12 protein-coding genes are annotated in these 21434 nt (G+C 63.8%); all 12 read left to right on the top strand.

Annotation, left to right across the window (positions count from 1 at the left end):
* Positions 1–40: 40 nt before the first annotated feature.
* The 12 genes from C4J85_RS00755 (at position 41) to pgaA (ending at position 21425) form a co-directional block, all read left to right on the top strand.
* Positions 41–7918, top strand: a complete 7878-nt coding sequence (locus tag C4J85_RS00755) for an Ig-like domain-containing protein (protein WP_124408757.1) — start codon at positions 41–43, stop codon at positions 7916–7918.
* A gap of 41 nt (positions 7919–7959) precedes the next feature.
* Positions 7960–9474 carry a TolC family protein gene (locus C4J85_RS00760; RefSeq protein WP_124360702.1) on the top strand — a complete coding sequence of 505 codons (1515 nt, stop codon included), beginning with the start codon at positions 7960–7962 and terminating at the stop codon, positions 9472–9474.
* A complete protein-coding gene (cysC, locus tag C4J85_RS00765; protein ID WP_124408758.1) occupies positions 9458–10069 on the top strand; it encodes an adenylyl-sulfate kinase in 612 nt (203 codons plus the stop codon). Before C4J85_RS00760 ends, cysC begins: the two co-directional genes overlap by 17 nt.
* Before the next feature lie 9 nt (positions 10070–10078).
* Positions 10079–10336: a DUF2789 domain-containing protein gene (locus tag C4J85_RS00770; protein WP_124360704.1), complete on the top strand. Its 258-nt coding sequence runs from the start codon at positions 10079–10081 to the stop codon at positions 10334–10336.
* An 834-nt stretch (positions 10337–11170) separates the two neighbouring features.
* Entirely contained in the window at positions 11171–11590 is a 420-nt protein-coding gene (locus tag C4J85_RS00780) for a MarR family winged helix-turn-helix transcriptional regulator (protein WP_124408760.1), read from the top strand.
* Complete coding sequence (locus tag C4J85_RS00785; RefSeq protein WP_124408761.1) at positions 11587–13665, top strand: FUSC family protein; 2079 nt, start codon at positions 11587–11589, stop codon at positions 13663–13665. Before C4J85_RS00780 ends, C4J85_RS00785 begins: the two co-directional genes overlap by 4 nt.
* Positions 13662–13871, top strand: a complete 210-nt coding sequence (locus tag C4J85_RS00790) for a DUF1656 domain-containing protein (protein ID WP_065876857.1) — start codon at positions 13662–13664, stop codon at positions 13869–13871. Before C4J85_RS00785 ends, C4J85_RS00790 begins: the two co-directional genes overlap by 4 nt.
* Complete coding sequence (locus tag C4J85_RS00795) at positions 13868–14758, top strand: efflux RND transporter periplasmic adaptor subunit (RefSeq protein WP_124408762.1); 891 nt, start codon at positions 13868–13870, stop codon at positions 14756–14758. The genes C4J85_RS00790 and C4J85_RS00795 overlap by 4 nt, the downstream gene beginning before the upstream one ends.
* Positions 14755–16197 carry an efflux transporter outer membrane subunit gene (locus C4J85_RS00800; protein ID WP_124408763.1) on the top strand — a complete coding sequence of 481 codons (1443 nt, stop codon included), beginning with the start codon at positions 14755–14757 and terminating at the stop codon, positions 16195–16197. Before C4J85_RS00795 ends, C4J85_RS00800 begins: the two co-directional genes overlap by 4 nt.
* Positions 16198–16274: 77 nt before the next feature.
* Complete coding sequence (locus tag C4J85_RS00805) at positions 16275–16907, top strand: NADH:ubiquinone oxidoreductase subunit N (RefSeq protein WP_124365346.1); 633 nt, start codon at positions 16275–16277, stop codon at positions 16905–16907.
* Positions 16908–17146: 239 nt separating this feature from the next.
* Positions 17147–18643 (top strand): YdgA family protein, encoded by a 1497-nt coding sequence (locus C4J85_RS00810; protein WP_124408764.1) that lies wholly within the window; start codon positions 17147–17149, stop codon positions 18641–18643.
* Between the two features lie 301 nt (positions 18644–18944).
* The gene (gene pgaA, locus C4J85_RS00815) at positions 18945–21425 is read left to right on the top strand and encodes a poly-beta-1,6 N-acetyl-D-glucosamine export porin PgaA (protein ID WP_124408765.1); all 2481 of its coding nucleotides are present in this window, start codon (positions 18945–18947) and stop codon (positions 21423–21425) included.
* Positions 21426–21434: the final 9 nt, after the last annotated feature.

The following is a 21434-nucleotide window of genomic DNA, read 5'->3' on the forward strand; positions in this document are numbered from 1 at the left end:
TTCCATTTTTCTCAAGAACGTTTGACGCCGGGTGAGCAGCATGTGGTGGAGCAATCGCAAGTCGCGGGAAACCGAAGCAGTACGGGCACGGGTCTCGCCGATGATCATGCACCTGGAGCCGCGCATGCTGTTCGACGGCGCAGTCGCCGCCACCGTGGCTGAAGCGGCGCAACCCGACAGCCATCCCACCGCTGACGCCGCCAAGCCGCCGACGGCTGACCACCCGAGCGTGAGCAAAGACACCCACGGCCAGGCCGACGCGCCAGCCGTTTCACCCGTAGCCGTGCCCGGTCAAACCGTGGTGTTCGTGGATGCCCGGGTCAAGGACTCCGCCAGCTTGTTGCAAGGCGTGGCCCCGGGCGCCCAAGTCATCCAGTTGGATGCGAGCAAGGACGGCCTGCAGCAGATTGCCGACTACCTCGACACTCACCAGGGCGTCAGCTCGGTGCAGATCATTGCCCACGGCAATGCGGGCGATCTGTGGCTCGGTACTACCTACCTGTCGGCCGACAATGTTGCGGCCCGCAGCGCGGTGCTGGGGCAAATCGGCAAGGACATGAACGTTGGCGGCGACATCCTGATTTACGGCTGCTACACCGCCGAGGGCGAACGCGGCCTGAATTTTGTCGATTCCCTGGCGCAGTTGACCGGCCGCGACGTAGCGGCGTCGCTCAACCGCACGGGCGTGGGCGGCGACTGGGACCTGGAGATCGCCACCGGGTCCATCGAAAGCGCCAACGTGCTGTCGACCAAAGCCATGAGCGATTACCAGTGGGGCCTGGCGACCTGGACCGCTACCAACAACCTCAACACCGGGGTCGGCTCGCTGCGCGCGGCCATCGCCTCGGCGCAGAACGGCGATATCGTCACGTTCAATTTAGGCCTCTCCGGCTCGACCGTGGCGCTCACGTCCGAGTTGCTGATCAACAAGAACATCACCGTCGATGGCGACCTGGACAACAATGGCACTGCAGATATCACCCTCGATGGCCAGTACCGGTCCCGCGTCGTGGAAATCGCGTCCGGCAGCACGGTAACCCTCGATGGCCTGGTCATCACCAAAGGGCTGGTGGCGGGCAACGGCGGCAACGGCGGCGCGGCAGCGGCGGGCGCGATGGGCGGCGGGATTTTCAACGCGGGCACCCTCACGCTCAACAACGTGACGGTCACCGCCAACGCCGCGTCCGGTGGCGGTGGCGGTGGTGGCGTGACGCCCGCCTATTCCGGCGGCGGTGGCGGCGGCGGCGGGGGTATCGGTGGGGGAAGCGGCGGCCATGGCGGTTCGACCGGCCCAGGCAACCTCACGTATGCCGGGGGCGCCGGCAGCGCCGGCGCTGGCGGCTACGGGGGTGGCTACTCAGTCAACGATATGGGCGGACGCGGCGGCACCAGCACTGGCGGCCTGGGTGGCAATGGCGCGTCCGGCTACAGCCACGGCGGTGACGGCGGATCGGCGACCAACGGCACGCTTTCGATTGGCGGTGGCGGTGGCGGTTCCGGCTGGGACAAGGTCGGCGGCGTCGGCGGCAATGCATCGGGCGGTATCTACAACGCTTCAAGCGGCACCCTGAAAGTGATCGGTGCTTCGGTGATCAGCAACAACATCGCGGCCGGTGGCGGCGGTGGGGGCGGCGGCAGCGGCGGCAAGATCTTCGATGGCGGCGCTGGTGGTCGCGGTGTGGGGGCCATCTGGAACAACGGCGGGACCGTGTTGATCACCGCCGCCAACTTTGCCGCGCTGAGCGGTAACGCCGCGGCCAGCGGGGTGGGCGGCCCCACGAGCGGGGGCACCGCGGGCACCACGCCGAGCGCGCAGCCCTCGATTTACAGCAGTGGCGGCGTGCTCAATACCGCCTATGTCGAGCCCCCGACCGCGACCATCGTGCTGGCCGATAGCGCCCTCAAAATTGGCGATACCTCCCTGGTAACCATCACCTTCAGCCGGGCCGTGAGCGGTTTCACCAATGCCGACCTGGCCATCGCCAATGGCACGTTGACGGCCGTTTCCAGCGCCGACGGCGGCATTACCTGGACGGCGACGTTCACGCCCACCAATGCCATCTCGGACACCACCAACATCATTTCCCTGGACAACACCGGCGTGGCGGCCATCTCCGACGGCGCAGTCGGCGTCGGCACCACTAATTCCGCCAACTACGTGGTCGACACGCTTCGCCCGACGGCCACGATCGCTATCACCGACACGGCGCTCAAAGCCGGCGAAACCACGGCAGTGACCTTTACGTTCAGTGAAGCCGTAAGCGGTTTCACCAATGCTGACCTGAGCATCGCCAACGGGACGCTGAGCGCGGTGAGCAGCAGCGACGGCGGTATCACCTGGACGGCGACCTTTACCCCGACCACTGCTATCACCGACGCCACCAACCTGATCACCCTGGACAACACCGGCATTGCCGACCAGGCCGGCAACGCCGGCAGCGGCACCACCGATTCGGTCAACTACGCCATTGATACCGCTCGGCCGACCGCGACCATCGTGGTCGCCGACAACACCTTGAGCATCGGTGAAACCTCGCTGGTGACCATCACCTTCAGTGAGGCCGTGAGCGGTTTCACCAACGCCGACCTGACCCTCGCCAACGGGACGCTGTCGGCCGTCACCAGCGGCGACGGCGGCATCACCTGGACGGCCACGTTCACGCCCACCAACAGCGTCACTGACACCACCAACGTGATTACCCTGAATAACGCCGGGGTAGCAGACGCTGCCGGGAACACCGGGCAGGGCACCACCGATTCGAACAACTTCGTGGTCGACACCACGCGTCCGACCGCCACCCTCGTCGTGGCCGACACCGCGCTGGCCATCGGTGAAACCTCAACGATCACCATCACGTTCAACAAGGCCGTCAGCGGCTTTACCAACGCGGATCTGGCTGTCGCCAACGGTACGTTGTCGGCCGTCAGCAGCAGCGACGGCGGCATCACCTGGACCGCGACGCTCACCCCGACGGCCAGCATTACCGACACCACCAACCTCATCACCCTGGATAACACCGGGGTCAGTGATGCGAATGGCAACCAGGGCCTCGGCACCACCAGCTCCAACAACTACACCATCGACACCCAGCGCCCGGCCGCGTCCATCGTAATGGCCGACACCGCCCTGAAAATCGGTGACACCTCGCTGGTGACCGTCACCTTCAGTGAAGCCGTGTCGGGTTTCACCAATGCCGACCTGACCATTGCCAACGGCACATTGACGGCCATCAGCAGCAGCGACGGCGGGATTACCTGGACAGCGACGTTTACCCCTGCCGCCAGCACCAGCGACACCACCAACCTGATCACCCTGAACAATACCGGCATTGCCGACCAGGCCGGCAACGCCGGCAGCGGCACCACCGATTCGGCCAATTACGCCGTCGATACCGTCCGGCCGACCGCGACCATCGTGGTCGCCGACCCGGTGTTGAGCGCCGGTGAGACCTCGTTGGTCACCGTCACCTTCAGTGAGGCCGTCAGCGGTTTCACCAATGCCGACCTGTCGATTGCCAACGGTACGTTGACGGCCGTCAGCAGCAGCGATGGCGGTATCACCTGGACCGCCACCTTCACGCCGACGCTTGGCGTCAATGACGCCACTAACCTGATTACCCTGGCCAATACCGGCGTCGCCGACCTCGCCGGCAACGCCGGGTCCGGCACCACCAACTCGGCCAACTACACGATCGACACCGTACAGCCGACAGCGACCATCGTGGTCGCGGACACCTCGTTGAGCATCGGCGAAACCTCGCTGGTCACCATCACGTTCAGCGAAGCGGTCAGCGGCTTCAGCAACGCCGACCTGGCCATCGCCAACGGTACGCTGAGCGCGGTGAGCAGCAGCGACGGCGGTATCACCTGGACGGCGACGTTCACGCCCTCCAGCGCCATTACCGACGCCAGCAACCTGATCACCCTGGATAACAGCGGTGTACAGAACGGCTCGGGCAACGTCGGCAGTGGCACCACCAGCTCCAACAACTACGCCATCGACACACAGGCCCCGACTGCCAGCATTGTGCTTGCCGATACCGCCCTCGGCGTCGGCCAGACGTCGCTGGTAACGGTCACCTTCTCCGAGGCAGTCACCGGCTTTACCCTCGCCGACCTGACGGTTGCCAACGGTACCTTGAGCGCCTTGAGCAGCAGCGATGGCGGCATTACCTGGACCGCAACCTTCACGCCGACGGCCGGAATCACCGACACCAGCAACCTGATCACGCTGAACAACACCGGCATCGCCGACCAGGCCGGCAACGTCGGCAGTGGCACTACCGATTCGAACAATTACACCATCGACAGCCAGCGCCCAACGGCCACGATCGTGGTCGCCGACCCAGTGTTGAGCGCCGGTGAGACCTCGCTGGTGACCATCACCTTCAACGAGGCGGTTGCAGGTTTCGACAACAGCGACCTGAGCGTGCCCAACGGCACGCTCTCGGCGGTGAGCAGCGCCGACGGTGGCATCACCTGGACGGCAACCTTCACCCCGAACGCCAGCGTGCGCGACACCACCAATCTGGTCACCCTGAACAACGCCGGGGTCGTCGACCTGGCCGGTAATGCCGGCGCCGGCATCACCAACTCGGGCAACTTCACCATCGATACGGTGCAACCGACGGCAACCATCGTGGTCGCGGACACCGCGTTAAGCGTCGGCGAAACCTCACTGGTCACCATCACTTTCAGCGAAGCGGTCAGCGGTTTCAGCAACGCCGACCTGGCCATCGCCAACGGTACGCTGAGCGCGGTGAGCAGCAGTGACGGCGGCATCACCTGGACGGCGACGTTCACGCCCACCAGCGCCATTACCGACGCCAGCAACCTGATCACCCTCGACAACAGCGGTGTACAGAACGGCTCGGGCAACGTCGGCAGCGGTACCACTGACTCCAACAACTACGCCATCGACACACAGGCCCCGACTGCGAGCATTGTGCTTGCCGATACCGCCCTCGGCGTCGGCCAGACGTCGCTGGTAACGGTCACCTTCTCCGAGGCAGTCACCGGCTTTACCCTCGCCGACCTGACGGTTGCCAACGGTACCTTGAGCGCCTTGAGCAGCAGCGATGGCGGCATTACCTGGACCGCAACCTTCACGCCGACGGCCGGAATCACCGACACCAGCAACCTGATCACGCTGAGCAACACCGGCATCGCCGACCAGGCCGGCAACGTTGGCAGCGGCACTACCAATTCGAACAACTACACCATCGACAGCCAGCGCCCAACGGCCACGATCGTGGTCGCCGACCCAGTGTTGAGCGCCGGTGAGACCTCGCTGGTGACCATCACCTTCAACGAGGCGGTTTCAGGTTTCGACAACAGCGACCTGAGCGTGCCCAACGGCACGCTCTCGGCGGTGAGCAGCGCCGACGGTGGCATCACTTGGACGGCAACCTTCACCCCGAACTCCAGCGTGCGCGACACCACCAATCTGGTCACCCTGAACAACGCCGGGGTCGCCGACCTGGCCGGTAATGCCGGTACCGGCATCACCAACTCGGGCAACTTCACCATTGATACGGTGCAACCGACGGCAACCATCGTCATTGCTGACACCGCGTTAAGCGTCGGCGAAACCTCGCTGGTCACCATCACCTTCAGCGAAGCGGTCAGCGGTTTCAGCAACGCCGACCTGGCCATCGCCAACGGTACGCTGAGCGCGGTGAGCAGCAGCGACGGCGGTATCACCTGGACGGCAACGTTCACGCCGATCAGCAATGTCACCGACACCAGCAACCTGATCACCCTGGACAACAGTGGCGTGCAAAATGGTGCGGGCAACGTCGGCACTGGCACCACCGACTCCAACAACTACGCCATCGACACACAGGCCCCGACCGCCAGCATTGTGCTTGCCAATACCGCCCTCGGCGTCGGCCAGACTTCGCTGGTAACGGTCACCTTCTCCGAGGCGGCCACAGGCTTTACCCTCGCCGACCTGACGGTTGCCAACGGTACCCTGAGCGCCTTGAGCAGCAGCGATGGCGGCATTACCTGGACCGCAACCTTCACGCCGACGGCCGGAATCACCGACACCAGCAACCTGATCACTCTGAACAACACCGGCATCGCTGACCAGGCCGGCAACGCCGGCAGCGGCACCACCGACTCGAACAACTACACCATCGACAGCCAGCGCCCAACGGCCACGATCGTGGTCGCCGACCCGGCCCTGGCCGCCGGGGAAACTTCGCTGGTGACCATCACCTTCAGCGAGGCGGTTGCAGGTTTCGATAACAGCGACCTGAGCGTGCCCAACGGCACGCTCTCGGCGGTGAGCAGCGCCGACGGTGGCATCACCTGGACGGCGACGTTTACGCCGACCAGCGACATTCACGACACCACCAACCTGATCACGCTGGATAACGCCGGTGTCAGCGACCTGGCAGGCAATGTCGGCAGTGGCGTGACGGGCTCCAGTAACTTCAGCATCGACACGCTGCGGCCGACCGCGACGGTTGTGGTCGACCACGGCGCATTGAAGGTGGGTGAGACCGCCCAAGTCACCATTACCTTCTCCGAGGCAGTCAGTGGCTTGAGCACCGGCGACCTGAGCGTGGCCAATGGCACTCTGGGCAACCTGGCCTCCAGCGATGGCGGCGTGACCTGGACCGCGACCCTGACGCCGACAGCCAACATCACCGACACCAGCAACCTGGTCACGCTGAACAACAGCGGCGTGCAGGACGCGGCCGGCAACGCAGGCAGCGGCACCACCGATTCCAACAACTATGCCGTCGACACCCAACGCCCCACCGCGAGTATTTCCGTGGCCAACGGCACCTTGGGCATCGGGCAGACCACCACCGTTACCATCGCCTTCAGCGAAGCGGTGAGCGGCTTTGACCTGTCGGACCTGAGTGTGGCCAATGGTGTGCTGTCCAACCTGGCAAGCCAGGATGGCGGTAAAACCTGGACCGCCCTCCTGACCCCGACCGCGGTGATCAGCGATGCGACCAACCTGATCGTGCTGGATGCGGGTCAAGTCAATGACACGGCGGGTAATGCCGGCAGCGGCATTGCGATCTCCAACAATTATGCGATCGATGGCGAACGTCCCACCGCGACGATCAGCATCGCCAACCCGAACCTGACGGTGGGCCAGACCACCACCGTGACCTTCACCTTCAGCGAGAAAGTCAGTGGCTTCGACCTTGATGACCTGAGCGTGGCCAACGGCAGCTTGTCCAACCTGGCTACCAGCGATGGCGGCCGGACCTGGACGGCCACTTTGACCCCGGCAGCCAACCTCAACGACCCGAGCAACTTCATCACCCTCGATACCGGGCTGGTGAATGACCTGTCGGGCAATACGGGCAGCGGTTTTGCCAACTCCAACAACTTCTCGATCAATACCGTTACGTTGACCGGCGATCCGCTGTTTCGCGTCACCGAGCCGGCACCGTCGCAGGTTGCGACGAACATGCCATTGCAGCCGGTTATCTTCGGCCAGCCGACCGGCAATCTCGGCTCACTCATCGGCTTCTCGCCGTTGTTTGCACCGCGCGAAATAGGCGCGGGTTTGCCGCCCCTGGGCAGTATCTTCATTCAAAACGGTGCGTCGGCGCCGAGCTTTATCGCCCAGGTTTTCAGCACTAACGACGCCGGTGACGGCAGCGGCAAGGGCTTTCTCGGCTTTGGCGGCGGCGATGGCGGGGTGTTTGGTTCAAGCTCCTTATCGAGTCTGTTCAACCGTGAAACCGGCGGCGACGACAGCGGCCTCAAGGCGTTCGACAGCAAGTCGATCAAGGGCCAGTCCGACCCGGCCCACGGGTTGCGTGGCGTATTTGGCGCGCCGACCCTCGGCCAGCAATTGCAGCAACTCAAGGACACCGAACAACGCCAGGTGATTGACCTGGCGCATGCACTGCAACAGGTCGGCATCAGCGAAATGCAGGCTTGAACATACTTAACTCAAGACGCAGGAACAGGGGCGCTCCAAGGATGAAAACAGGTCATAAGTTGTTCGGCGCCAGCTTGCTGGCGCTGGCGATCGGCGGTTGTGCGGTCACCAGCGAGCCGATTGAACGCAGTGTCAGTGAGCAGCGAGCCCGCAGCGATCTGCAAGGCATGTACAAGGACCAGGAGCCGCTGAGCGGCCCGCTCACGTTGCACCAGGCCATGGCCCGTGCGGTGAAGTACAACCTTGAAGGCCGCTTGAAGATCATGGAAGAAGCCCTGGCCATGCGTCAGTCCGACCTTTCCAGCTTCGACATGCTGCCGCGTATGGCCCTGTCCGCAGGCTACGCCGGGCGCAACAACACCAACGCCTCCAGCAGCCAGAGCGTGCTCAGTGGCAACCAGTCGCTGGAACCGTCGACCTCCCAGGACCGCGACCGCCGCGTGGCGGACCTGACCATGGTGTGGAACGTTCTCGACTTTGGTGTGAGCTACATCAGCGCCAAGCAGCAGGGCGACCAGCGTCTGATCATCCAGGAACGTCGGCGCAAGGTGATCAACACCATCGTGCAGGATGTGCGCTCGGCCTATTGGCGCGCCGTGGCGGCTGAACGCTTGCTGACCCAGATCGACAGCCTGATGGCGCGGGTCAACCAGGCCCAGACCAACAGCCAGAGCATGAGCGAGCAGCGCATCGGCGACCCGGTGCAGGCCCTCGGTTACCAGCGCTCGCTGATCGAAGCCACGCGCCAGTTGCAGGAACAGCGCCGCGCGCTGTCCCTGGCCAAGACCGAACTGGCGACCCTGATCAACCTGCCCATGGGCACCGACCTCAAGCTGGTAACGCCGGATGACTACAGCGTGCCGCAACTGAAGGTCAAGCTGGCCAGCCTGGAGCAGGAAGCCCTGGCCAACCGCCCTGAACTGCGCGAGCAGGACTACCAGACCCGCATCAGCGCCGCCGAAACCCGCAAAGCCATGCTGCGCCTGCTGCCGGGCCTGGAGTTTTCGGCCGGAGGCCATTACGACAGCAACTCGTTTTTGGTCGACAACCGCTGGGCCGACTACGGCGCCAAGATCACCTGGAACCTGTTCAACGTGATCTCCGCGCCGGCCGCCATCGACGTCGCCAAGGCCGGTGAAAACGTCGCGACAGCCCGACGCCAAGCGATGTCCATCGCGGTGCTGGCCCAGGTCTACGTGGCCAACGCCAATTACCAGGAAGCCGTGCGCCAGTTCAAGACCAGCGAACAACTGGCCAGCATCGACGGGCAAATCCTCACCCAGTTGCGCAACCGCCATGAGGCCGCCGGGTTAGGTGAACTCGACCTGATCCAGGGCGAACTCAACACCCTGCAAGCCGACCTGCGCCGCGACCTGGCCTACGCCGACCTGCGCAACGCCTATGGCCAGATCTTCGCCAGCGCCGGGCTCGACCCGTTGCCCGAAGAGCTGGACTCGGACCGCGTGCAGTCCATCGCCACGGCGTTGGCTGGCCGCGAATCAGCGTGGGCTGCCGGCAATATCACCACGCCGGTGCCACGTGCCGTCGCCAAATAACCTGGTGGCGCCGACGGCGAGCGTCACTCGCCGTCAACGCGAAGCGCGCAATGGGCATTGCGGCGTGGCGATCCTGCTCACCGGTTTGCCTGCCTCGGGCAAATCAACCCTGGCCCAGGGGCTGCAAGCGGCGCTGTTCGAACAGGGCCGGCAGAGCCTGGTACTCGACGGCGATGCCTTGCGCGGTGGCCTCAACAAAGACCTGGGTTTTGCCGACAGCGATCGCCTGGAGAACATCCGCCGCGCCAGCGAACTCGCGGCACTGCTGGTGGAAAACGGGCACATCGTGATCCTGGCGTTGATCGCGCCGCTGGTTGAGCTGCGCGCGGTGTTTGCCGAGCGCCTGGGCGCGGATTATCGCGAAGTGTGGTGCAGCGCCTCACTGGCAGTGTGCGAAGGCCGCGACACCAAGGGGCACTATGCCCGGGCGCGAAGGGGAGAACTGCCGGGGTTCACCGGCATCGGCTCGCCTTACGAGCCACCGCCCCATGCGTCGCTGGTGCTGGATACCGGCGTGCTGTCGGCACAGCAGTGCGTCGAGCGGTTGCTGGCGTGGCTGGCGCCTGGGCTAGACTCTGGGGAATCGTCTTCTTAGGAGCCCGCCATGGAATCGCCTGTGCATAGCTTGTCGTCACTGTTCAAACAGCTTGGATTAGCGGATGACCCGGTGAGCATTGAGCAATTTGTGGCGGTTCATTCACCGCTCAAGCCGGAACTGAAACTGGCGGATGCGTTTTTCTGGACCGATAGCCAAAGAGCGTTTTTGCGTGAGGAGATTCTGGAAGATGCGGATTGGGCGGTGGTGGTGGATGAGTTGAATGTGATGTTGCGGGGCGGGCGAGATGTGCAAAAAAATGTGTGAAAAGGCCAAAACTTGAAAAAAAATGGTGAGGGTTGAAAAAAACCGAGCTTTAGTCGGCTAGGTGAATTTTTTTGAGAGTGTGGGAGGGGGCTTGCCCCCGATAGCCATAGATATCTACACAACTTTGTAGCAGCCTACGGTAACCACGATGCGAAGCGAGTCGCTCTTGATCTTGCTTTTGATCTAGGCGCCCCGTTAAACCACGCTGGCCGGAATTCGATAGTGATTTGGGGGGTAAACCGGCAGGGATGCCGGTTTAGCCGCCCCGCGCCATGGATGGCGCGTGGCGGCGGCCCCCCAAATCACTGTCGGATTACGGGCACACCGAGCCGGGGCGAGGTGCCGAGTGGTGGGGCAAGAGCGTTTTGCTTACTTTTGCGCTTTCAAAAGTGAGCCGCCGTCAGGGCGGAACCCTAAGCCGCCGTTACCGCAGCAACGGATATGTACTCGCCTTGATCCAACATCCTGGTCGGCTGTCAGGCCGCCATCGGGGGCAAGTCGAATCGTCGCACCGCCCCTCCCACATTTTGGTCGCGGGGCATCAGTTAGAGAGGCTTCGGCTCCTGGGCCGCCGCAGGTTCAGGGCCGCGCCAAAGTTGTGTAGATACCTATGCCCCGATAGCGGAGTGTCAGTCGACAGTTTATTGCCTGTTTCACCGCTATCGGGAACAAGCCCCCTCCCACATTTGCCCTGCGGTGTTGCCGCCAAGTCGCTCCACTCATCCGCGAAATTGTTTCCAAACTTGACGGGCGCGCATCGATCCACCATATTGATAGTTAGCAAACTAACTGTATGCGAACGATCCCGTGCCTCAATCCCTCGAACAACTCCAGATGAACCTCAGCAGCAGCATGGTGGTGGGCGCCCGTAACTGGCGCAAAATCTGCCAGACCACGCTGGTGAGCTATGGCATCTCCGAAGCCTGCGCCGTGCCGCTGCTGATGATCGGCCGCCTGGGTGACGGCGTGCACCAGGTCAAGGTGGCCCAGGCTTCCGGCATGGAGAGCCCGTCATTGGTGCGCCTGCTCGACCGCCTGTGCAGCGACGGCTACGTGTGCCGCACCGAGGACATCCACGACCGCCGCGCCAAGGCTTTGAGCCTCACCGAGCGCGGCCGTGAACTGGTGCAGGCGGTGGAGGCGCAACTGGTGCGCCTGCGCAAGGACGTCCTGGCGGATCTTCCCCCCGACGACTTGCAAGCCGCATTGCGCGTTCTGCGCGCCTTCGAGGCGGCTGAGGCTGTGGCGCCTTGAACGGATTCTTGACCGGCTTTCCGCCCGCTCGCGACTGGTTCTACGGGGTGCGTACCTTCGCCGCCTCGATGATCGCGCTGTACATCGCCATGCTCATGCAAATGCCGCGTCCCTATTGGGCGATGGCCACGGTGTATATCGTCTCCAGCCCGTTTGTCGGGCCTACCAGTTCCAAGGCGTTGTACCGCGCTATCGGCACCTTGATGGGCGCGGCGGCGGCGGTGTTTTTTGTGCCGATGTTCGTGCAGTCGCCCTACATCCTGGTGGTGGTGATCGCGTTGTGGACCGGGACCTTGCTGTTTCTCTCCCTGCACCTGCGCACCGCCAACAACTACGCGCTGATGCTGGCCGGCTACACCTTGCCGCTGATTGCCCTGCCGGTGGTGGATAACCCGTTGGCGGTGTGGGACGTGGCTGAGGCGCGTACCGAGGAAATCTTCCTTGGCATCGCCGTGGCGGCGGTGGTGGGCGCAATGTTCTGGCCGCGTCGCCTGATGCCTGTGTTCGATGGCTCCGTGGCCAAGTGGTTTACCGACGCCCAGGTCTACAGCCAACGTTTTCTCACCCGCGATGTGGAGCCTGAAGCCATCAGCACCCTGCGCGGTGGCATGGTCGCGACCTTCAACACCCTCGAATTGATGATCGGCCAGTTGCCCCACGAAGGCGCGCGGCCGCAGACGGTGCGCAACACCAAGGAACTGCGCGGGCGCATGATTCACCTGTTGCCGGGGATCGATGCCCTGGACGATGCGGTGTACGCCATCGAACATCGCGCCCCCGAGTTTCTCGCTCAGCTCACGCCGTTGCTCCAGGAGGCCGACGCCTGGCTGCAAAGCACCACCCAAACAGCTCCCCTTGAACGCTGGCGCGTGCTGCGCGACCAGATCGACGCCGCGCAACCCCAAGGCGAAGCGCTGGACGACCGCCACACGCTGCTGTTCTCCAACGCCTTGTACCGCCTCGGCGAATGGGTCGACCTGTGGCAAGACTGCCGCAGCCTGCAAGCCGCCATCCAGTGCGAAAGCCAGGACACCTGGCGCGCCGTATACCGTCACTGGCGCCTGGGCCGGCTCACGCCGTTCCTCGACCGGGGCCTGATGTTCTACTCGGCGTTTTCCACTGTCAGCGCGATCATCGTCGCCTCGGTGCTGTGGATTCTGCTGGGTTGGACCGACGGCGGCAGCGCAGTGATCCTGGCCGCCGTCGCCTGCAGCTTTTTCGCCTCGATGGACGACCCCGCACCGCAGATCTACCGGTTCTTTTTCTGGACCGCCATGTCGGTGCTGCTCGCCAGCCTGTACCTGTTCCTGGTGCTGCCCAACCTGCACGATTTCCCGATGCTGGTGCTGGCGTTCGCCGTGCCGTTCATCTGCATCGGCACCCTCACCGTGCAGCCACGCTTTTACCTGGGCATGCTGCTGACGCTGGTCAACACCTCATCGTTCATCAGCATCCAGGGCGCCTATGACGCGGACTTTCTCAACTTCGCCAACGTCAACCTGGCCGGTCCCGTAGGCCTGCTGTTTGCCTTTATCTGGACCCTGATCGCGCGGCCCTTCGGCGCGGAACTGGCGGCCAAGCGCCTGACCCGTTTCAGCTGGCGCGACATCGTCAGCCTTACCGAACCTGCGACCCTGGCCGAACACCGACACATGGCCGCGCAAATGCTCGACCGCCTGATGCAGCACCTGCCGCGCCTGGCCCTTACCGGCCAGGACACCGGCACCGCGCTGCGCGACCTGCGCGTGGCGCTGAACCTGCTCGATCTGCTCGCCTACTCGCCGCGCATCCTCGGCGTGCCTCGCGTGCTGCTCAGCCAGGTGGTGGATGGCGTGGGTGGTTATTTCAAGGCGTGCCTCAAGGCCGGTGAACGCTTGCCCGCGCCCAGCGGTCTGCTGATGACCCTGGACCGCACGCGCCGCGCCCTCAACGGCCAAGGCCTGCAAGACGACGGCGACACGCGCCTGCACCTGCTGCATGCCCTGGCCGGCCTGCGCCTGGCGCTGTTGCCTGGCGTGGAGTTCATTGGCGGCACGGAAATGGAAGCGCCGCTACCCGATGGAGCGCCTTTATGATCGGTGACCTGGATATCAGCGGCGTATTCCTGCCCACGCTGCTGGTGCTGATGGGCATTACCTATTTGTTGTTTCTGGTGGTGCACGGGCTGTTGACGCGCATGCACTTCTATCGCCTGGTCTGGCACCGGGCATTGTTCAATGTGGGGCTCTACGCGCTGTTGCTGGGCGCGGTGGACTCACTCAGTCGATATTTGATGACATGAAAAAACCTTTTTTGACCATCGGCCGTGTAGTCCTGACGCTGTTGATCGTGAGTTTCGCGGTCGTCGTCGTGTGGCGCATGGTCATGTACTACATGTTTGCGCCCTGGACCCGCGACGGGCACATCCGCGCCGACATCGTGCAGATCGCCCCGGACGTGTCCGGGCTGATCCAGCGGGTGGACGTGCGCGACAACCAACTGGTGACCAAGGGCCAGGTGCTGTTTGCCGTCGACCAGGACCGCTTCAAGCTGGCCCTGCGCCAGGCCCAGGCCGCCGTGGCTGATCGCCAGGAAACCCTGGCGCAGGCCCAGCGCGAGTACAAGCGTAACCGTGGCCTGGGCAACCTGGTGCCCAGCGAGCAACTGGAAGAAAGCCAGTCCCGCGTGGCCCGTGCCCAATCGGCGCTGGCCGAGGCGCAAGTGACGGTGGATTCCGCCCAGCTCAACCTCGACCGTTCGGTGATCCGAAGCCCCGTGGACGGCTATGTCAACGACCGCGCGCCGCGCACCCAGGAATTCGTCACCGCCGGGCGGCCAGTGCTGTCGGTGGTGGACAGCAATTCCTTCCATATCGACGGCTACTTCGAAGAGACCAAGCTCGACGGCATCCGCGTCGGAATGGGCGTGGACATCCGCGTGATCGGCGACAACGCCCGTCTGCATGGGCATGTGCAGAGCATCGTCGCCGGTATCGAAGACCGCGACCGCAGCAGCGGCTCCAACCTGCTGCCCAACGTCAACCCGGCGTTCAGCTGGGTGCGCCTGGCCCAGCGGATTCCCGTGCGCATTGCCTTTGATGATGTGCCACCGGACTTTCGCATGATCGCCGGGCGTACGGCGACGGTGTCGATCATCGATGACAAGGCCAAAGCCGGAGACCAGCCATGAAGCAACTGCTGGCCACCGCTGCGCTGGGGGTGTTGCTGTCGGCCTGCCAGGCGGTAGGCCCGGACTACAAATTGCCGGACGCCGCTGCCGTCAACCGTGGCGACCTGCAAGGCGCTATCGCGGGGGAGGGCAATAACGTGGTGTCGGCGCCCGTGCCGACGGACTGGTGGAAACTCTACAAAGACCCGCGCCTGGATGAGCTGGTGCGCCAGGCCATGGCCTCCAACACCGACTTGCGCGTGGCGGCCGCCAATTTGCAACGCGCGCGCTATCAGACCCAGCAGGCCGAATCCGCAGGCGGCTGGAGCGCCGGGGCCAAGGCCGAAGCCCAGCGGTTGCAGGAGTCTGGCGAAGCCTTCTTGCTGGAAGATAAAGTCCCGGTGGGCAACATCGGCAGTGTCGGCATCACCACCTCGTATCAATTCGACCTGTTCGGCACCCTGCAGCGTGGCATCGAAAGCGCTCAGGCCAGCGCCGATGCGGCCCAGGCGGCCGCCGATATCGCGCGCATTACCCTGGTGGCCGATGTGGTGCGTTCCTACACCCAGGTCTGCGCCGCCAACGAAGAGCTGGCGATTGCCAACGAATCCCTCGACCTGCAAGCGCAAAGCACCCAGCTCACCCAACGCCTGCGCGACGCCGGGCGTGGCGATGAAACCCAGGTCACGCGCTCGCAAACCCAATACAAATCCCTGCGCGCCGATATGCCGCGCTACGAAGCGGCGCGCCAGGCGGGGCTGTTCCGGCTGTCGATGCTGCTGGCCAAACCGCTCGAGCAACTGCCGGCCGGCACCGCCAGTTGCGCCGAGCTGCCGCACATTGCGCAGTTGTTGCCGGTGGGCGACGGCGCGGCCCTGCTCAAGCGCCGCCCGGATGTACGCCAGGCCGAACGTCAACTGGCCGCTGCCACCGCACGCATCGGCGTGGCCACCGGCGCCTTGTACCCGGACATCGCCATCGGCGCCACGGTGGGCACGGTGGGCCTGCTCGATAACCTCGGCCAGCCGGCGACCAATCGCTGGGGCTTTGGCCCGATGATCAGCTGGACAGTGCCGACCAATGGCGCCCGCGCCCGTATCCACGAAGCCGAAGCCGCGACCCAGGGCGCCCTGGCGCATTTCGACGGGGTGGTGCTCAACGCGATCCGCGAAACCCAGACCGGCCTGGCGCAGTACACCGCCATGTTGCAGCGCCGTGAGGCGCTGGCCGACGCCGAACGTTCGGCACGTGAAGCGGCAGACCAGACCCACCGCTTCTTCCAGGCCGGGCGCGAGTCGTTCCTCGCCGACCTGCAAGCGACCCGCACCTACACCACCATGCGCGCGCAACTGGCGGCGGCCAACACCCAGGTTGCGATGAGCCAGATCGACCTGTTCCTGGCCCTGGGCGGCGGCTGGGAAAGCGGACGAACGCAAGGGGTAAAACCCGGCAATCCGTGAGGTGATGGCTATGCTGTGTCTAAGGGGCGTAAAGCCTCGCCTGACACTGCTCGCGTTTGCTCATGGGGATTCCAATAATGAAAAACCCTTATGCTCCCGCTTTCTGGTGCGTGCTCTTCGCACTGGTGCTGTTATCGGCCGCGTATTTCTACGGGGTCATGCTCGCCCACCAGCTCGACAAGGCCATGGTGTTTCTCGACAGCGCCTGCCTGGTCATCGGCACCTTGTCCATCGGCGTGGTGGCCTGGGCGTCCTATCAAAACCAGCGGGTGAAGCGAAAGCTGCTCGAGCAAGGCAAGACCCGCGTAACGATCTGGGACACCAAGGTTGCCCTGCGCCGTGTCGAAACCGTGTTCGACCGCTATTTCTGGGGCAGCTACTGGCAACCCGGGCGCACCTTCCAGGAAGTCATGGGCGACCTCACCGGCACGCCCCTGGAAAAAAGCCTCGAAGTCCTGAAGAAGCAGTGCGTGGTGCTCGACCGGCAGGTCGCGGACGGCAGGCACTGGCTCAATAATGCGCGGGAATTGTCCGATGTCGCCACGCAGATGGCCCGTGAACGCTACCAACTGGACTTCTGTGACCCCAAGACCGACACCCCCGGCAATGCGGTGATACACCGCGAGTTTGAGGTGCTGGTCTACACCTGGACGGCGCGCTTGAAGAGTTTCGATCACCAGTTGGATGAAATTGAACTGGAGTACTCGTGAACTCCTGCTGAACTGATCCCTCTGAAAGGCTGGGCCGTTTGCGGCCGCCAGTGCTAATCTTCCCCAGCCTTTCGGCCATACGGGCCAGTACTGTAGGAGCGAGCTTGCTCGCGAAAAACGTCAACGATAACGCGTGCATTCTGAATGAACGCGGTGCCTGTGCGTTCTTCGCGAGCAAGCTCGCTCCTACAGTTCAAGGAAGACAGCCCACTTCTCACAGGATTTGATCAGGTCACTTCATGAATAAGCCAGCAGTCGTTCTTTTGGGTTTCGTTGTCGCCGTTGGCGTCGTCAGTGCAGGCGGCGCCTGGTACACCGGTAAACAACTGGAGCCGGTCCTGCAAACCGCGATCCAGAACGCCAACAAGGAACTGCAGACCTCCATGGCCGGCGTGGACGGCAGCGTGTCCCTGGAACTGGTGTCCCTGGATCGCGGCGTGTTCAGCAGCACCGCCCACTACCGCCTCAAGGGCCAGGGCAGTGTGTTCGGCGAGCAAAACTCGAACCCCGAGCTGCTGTTCGTCGACCATATCGAACACGGCCCGCTGCCGTTCTCGCGCCTGGTCAGCCTGAAGTGGCTGCCAGTGATGGCCACCAGTCACTACGCACTGGAAAAGAACGCCACCACCGAACAATGGTTCGCCGCCAGCAAAGACGTGTCGCCGCTCAAAGGCGTGGCCAATATCGGTTACAGCCGTTCGGTCAGCGGCAATGTCGAACTGCTGCCCCTGGAATTCAAGGACGACAAGTCCTCGGTGAGCTTCTCCGGCGCCAACCTCGACTTCGACAGCAGCGCCGAAGGCCAGAAGGTCAAGGCCGACGGCTACATGAACAGCCTCAAGGTCGCGGCGGTCGATGCCAACGGCGACGCGTTCGAAGCCGAACTGGCCGGCCTGACCGTCGCCAGCAACCTGGCCAAATCCACCTTCGGGTTCTACACCGGCCAGAACACCATCGAACTGACCGACACCAAGGTTACCTTCGGCCCGCAGAAAGCCGTGCTGACCCTCAAGGGCTTCGAGCAGAAAGACTCCAGCGAAACCAAGGACAACAACCTGGCCGGCCGCGTCGACTACAAGATCGACGAGATCGGTTACCAGGGTAAGCCGGTGGGCTCGGCCGCCATGGCCGTCAGCATGAAAAACGTCGATATCCCGGCGATGCTGGTGCTGACCAAGCTCTACCAGGACAAGATGCAGCCGGTGCAAGCCGCCGCCGCTGCCGGCCAACCCGCGCCGGAGCTGCAACTGACCGAAGCCGAGCAGACCCTGGCCGAAGCCAACGTCAACCAGGTGCTGGCCGCCAAGCCGCAACTGGCCGTGGAAAACCTGTCGCTGAAAACCACCCATGGCGAAAGCAAGTTCAGCTTCGTGCTGGACCTGGCCAAGCCGGCCTCCATGGAACTGCCGCCGGTTGAACTGGGCAAGCAGATGATCTCGCTGCTGGACGCCAACCTGAGCCTGTCCAAGCCGATGATCGGCGACGTGGCCGCGCTGCAGGCGCAGGTCGGCGGCGTGACCGACCCGAAAGCCATCGAACAGCAATCGCAGATGGCGGCCGATATGGTCAGCGGCGTGGCCGTGGGTACTCAACTGGCAACCCTGGAAGGCACCGATGTGGTGTCCAAGCTGCACTACGCCAATAACGAAGTGACCTTCAATGGCCAGAAGATGACTGTCGAGCAGTTCATCAGCTTCGTGATGTCCAAGGCCGGCGCCATGAGCGGCGCGCAATAACCCTGAAATGCAGTTAAAAATGTGGGAGGGGGCTTGCTCCCGATAGCGGAGTGTCAGTCAGAATATTCATAACTGACCCACCGCCATCGGGAGCAAGCCCCCTCCCACATTTTGTTTTGTGTTCGGCAAGAAATCGCTTTCAGCCAATTCTGAACAATTGTTCTGAATTACCCTTGGCCTCGCCTGGCTGAGGGATAGTTCCCATAGGAAAGCTAGGTCGGGTCCCGAGACGCCGACACCCTGATGCACATCGCTCAGGATCACCCATCGTTGCAGCTTTCCTTGTAAGGAAGCTGACGCCATGTTGCCAATCCATTCACTCAGTGCATCAGGCCGGTTGCGGTTGCTCATCGGAGCAGCCCTGTGCAGCCAATTGCTGATGCCCGCCTACGCCGTGGCCGACCCTGCCTATGACGCGCTGATCATTCAGGCCCGCAACGGCCACTTCACGCCGGCCCTGACCCAACTGCGCCAACTGTCCGCCGAACGTCAAACCCCAGGGCAGGTCAGCGATCACCTGGTGATTGCCGGTTGGGCCGGGCAGGACGCCGAAGTGCTGAAGGTGTATGAAGCCCAGGGCAAAAATCGCAACCTGACCAGCCAGGCGCTGGCCACCGTGGCGCGCACCTACCGCAATCAAAAACAGTGGGCCCAGGCTGAGGCGGTCTATCGCCAGGCGCTGGTGCGTGAGCCAAACAATATCGACCTGCAACTGGGCCTGGCGCTCACCCAGGCCGATGGCGGCAAAGCCACCGAGGCGGTGCAACGCTTGCGCGCGCTGGTGGCCGCGCAGCCGAATGACCCCAACCGGCGCATGGCCCTGGGCTACGCGCTGAGCCGCGCGGGCTTGAACTACGACGCGCTGTTTGAGTTCGACCAGGCGTTTATCCGCGCCGGTGACAAACCCGACATGGCCCGTGAATACATCGTCGCCCTGCAAAAGGCCCGGCTGCCGGAAGCCGCGCTGCGCCTGTCGGCCAAGCGCCCAGGGCTGGTGGACGCGGTGACCCAGCGCCGCCTGGAAGGCGACCTCGCCGCCGAGCGCGTGCGCATCGCCGAGTTCGCCACGCGCACCGAAAAAGAACGCTACGTGGTGGCCGACCGCGCGCTCAGTGACTACGACCGGCTGATCGCCCGCTGGGCCCCGGACGCCAGCGCCCATGACGACGTGGTGCGCTGGCGCATCGACCGCCTGGGCGCGCTGAAGGCCAGGGCGCGTACCGCTGAAGTGATCCGCGAGTACCAGACCCTCACCGGCGAAGGCGTGCAGTTGCCCACTTACGCGTTGCGTTGGGTTGCCGCGTCGTACCTCGACCAGCGCCAGCCGGAGAAAGCCGAACCGCTGTACCGCCAGGTGTTGACCGCACCGGATGCCGACGCCAGTTACCGCGTCGACGACAGCACCGCGTTGTTCTACGCGTTGCTGGAAAGCGACAAGGTCGAGGACGCCCGCCAGGTCGCCAACACCCTGGCCAAGGAACAGAACCCCCGCGTCGAACTCAAGGGCCTGCCGATTGGCAACCCCAACGATAACTGGATGGACGCGCAACAACTGGCCGCCCAGGCCGGCACCTTCGGCGGCGACCTGCCGGGCAGCGAAGCCAGCCTGGAAGCCCTGGTGGCCAAGGCACCGGGCAACGTCGGCCTGCGCATCGCCCAGGCCGACATGTACCGCGCCCGTGACTGGCCGCGCCGCGCCGAAGGCACCCTCAAGGAAACCGAAGCCCAGGCCCCACGCGACATCGGCCTGGAAGTTTCCCAGGCCTATACCGCCATGGACCTGCAGGAGTGGCGCCAGATGGACGCCCTCACCGACGACGTGGTTGCGCGCAACCCGGACAACCGCCAAGTGCAACGCCTGCGCCGCCTGCGCGATGTACATGACATGGCCGAACTGCGCGTCGAGGCCTACACCGGCAAAAGCTATGGCGGGGGCAATGACAACGACGCCGGTGCCGTGGCCGGTAGCCGTGACTGGGGCATTGAAAGCGTGATCTACACGCCGCCCATCGACGAAGACTGGCGCCTGTTCGCCGGTGCCGGCTACGCCACCGCCGACTTCAGCGAAGGCACCGGCCAGCACCGTTGGCAGCGCGTGGGCGTGGAGCGGCGTACCCGCGACATGACCATTGAGGCCGAAGTGTCCAACCATTCCTACGGCGATGGCTCCAAGCAAGGCGCGGCAGTGTCGATTGCCCGCGACATCAATGACCACTGGCAGTACGGCGGCAGCGTCGGCTACCTGCTCACCACCACGCCATTGCGCGCCTTGAACGACGGCGTCACCGCCAACGGCGGCAGTGGGTTTATCCGCTGGCGCGCCAATGAAAGCCGCGAGTGGAAACTGACCCTCAGCCCGTCGCACTTCAGTGACGGCAACGACCGCTTCGAAGCGCTGCTCAGCGGCCGCGAAGGCCTCTACAGCTCGCCCCATGTGCAAGTCGACCTGGGCCTGGAAGTGGGCGCCAGCCGCAACAGCAAGGAAGACACCGCGTACTTCAACCCGAAGTCGGACTTCACGGTGTTACCGATGATCAACGTCAATCACGTGCTCTATCACCGCTACGAGACCCAGTGGAGCCAGCAGTTCCAGATCGGTGCGGGCACCTACAGCCAGCGCGACTACTCCACCGGCGGCATCGGCCTTATCGGTTACGGCCAACGCTTTCGCTGGAACGACGTACTGGAAATGGGCGCCAACCTCAGCCTGATCAGCCGACCTTATGACGGTGATCGCGAACGCGATCTGCGCCTGCTCGTCGACCTCACTTACCGTTTCTAGAAGAGCCTG

Source organism: Pseudomonas sp. R4-34-07 (assembly GCF_003852375.1).
Lineage (GTDB): Bacteria > Pseudomonadota > Gammaproteobacteria > Pseudomonadales > Pseudomonadaceae > Aquipseudomonas.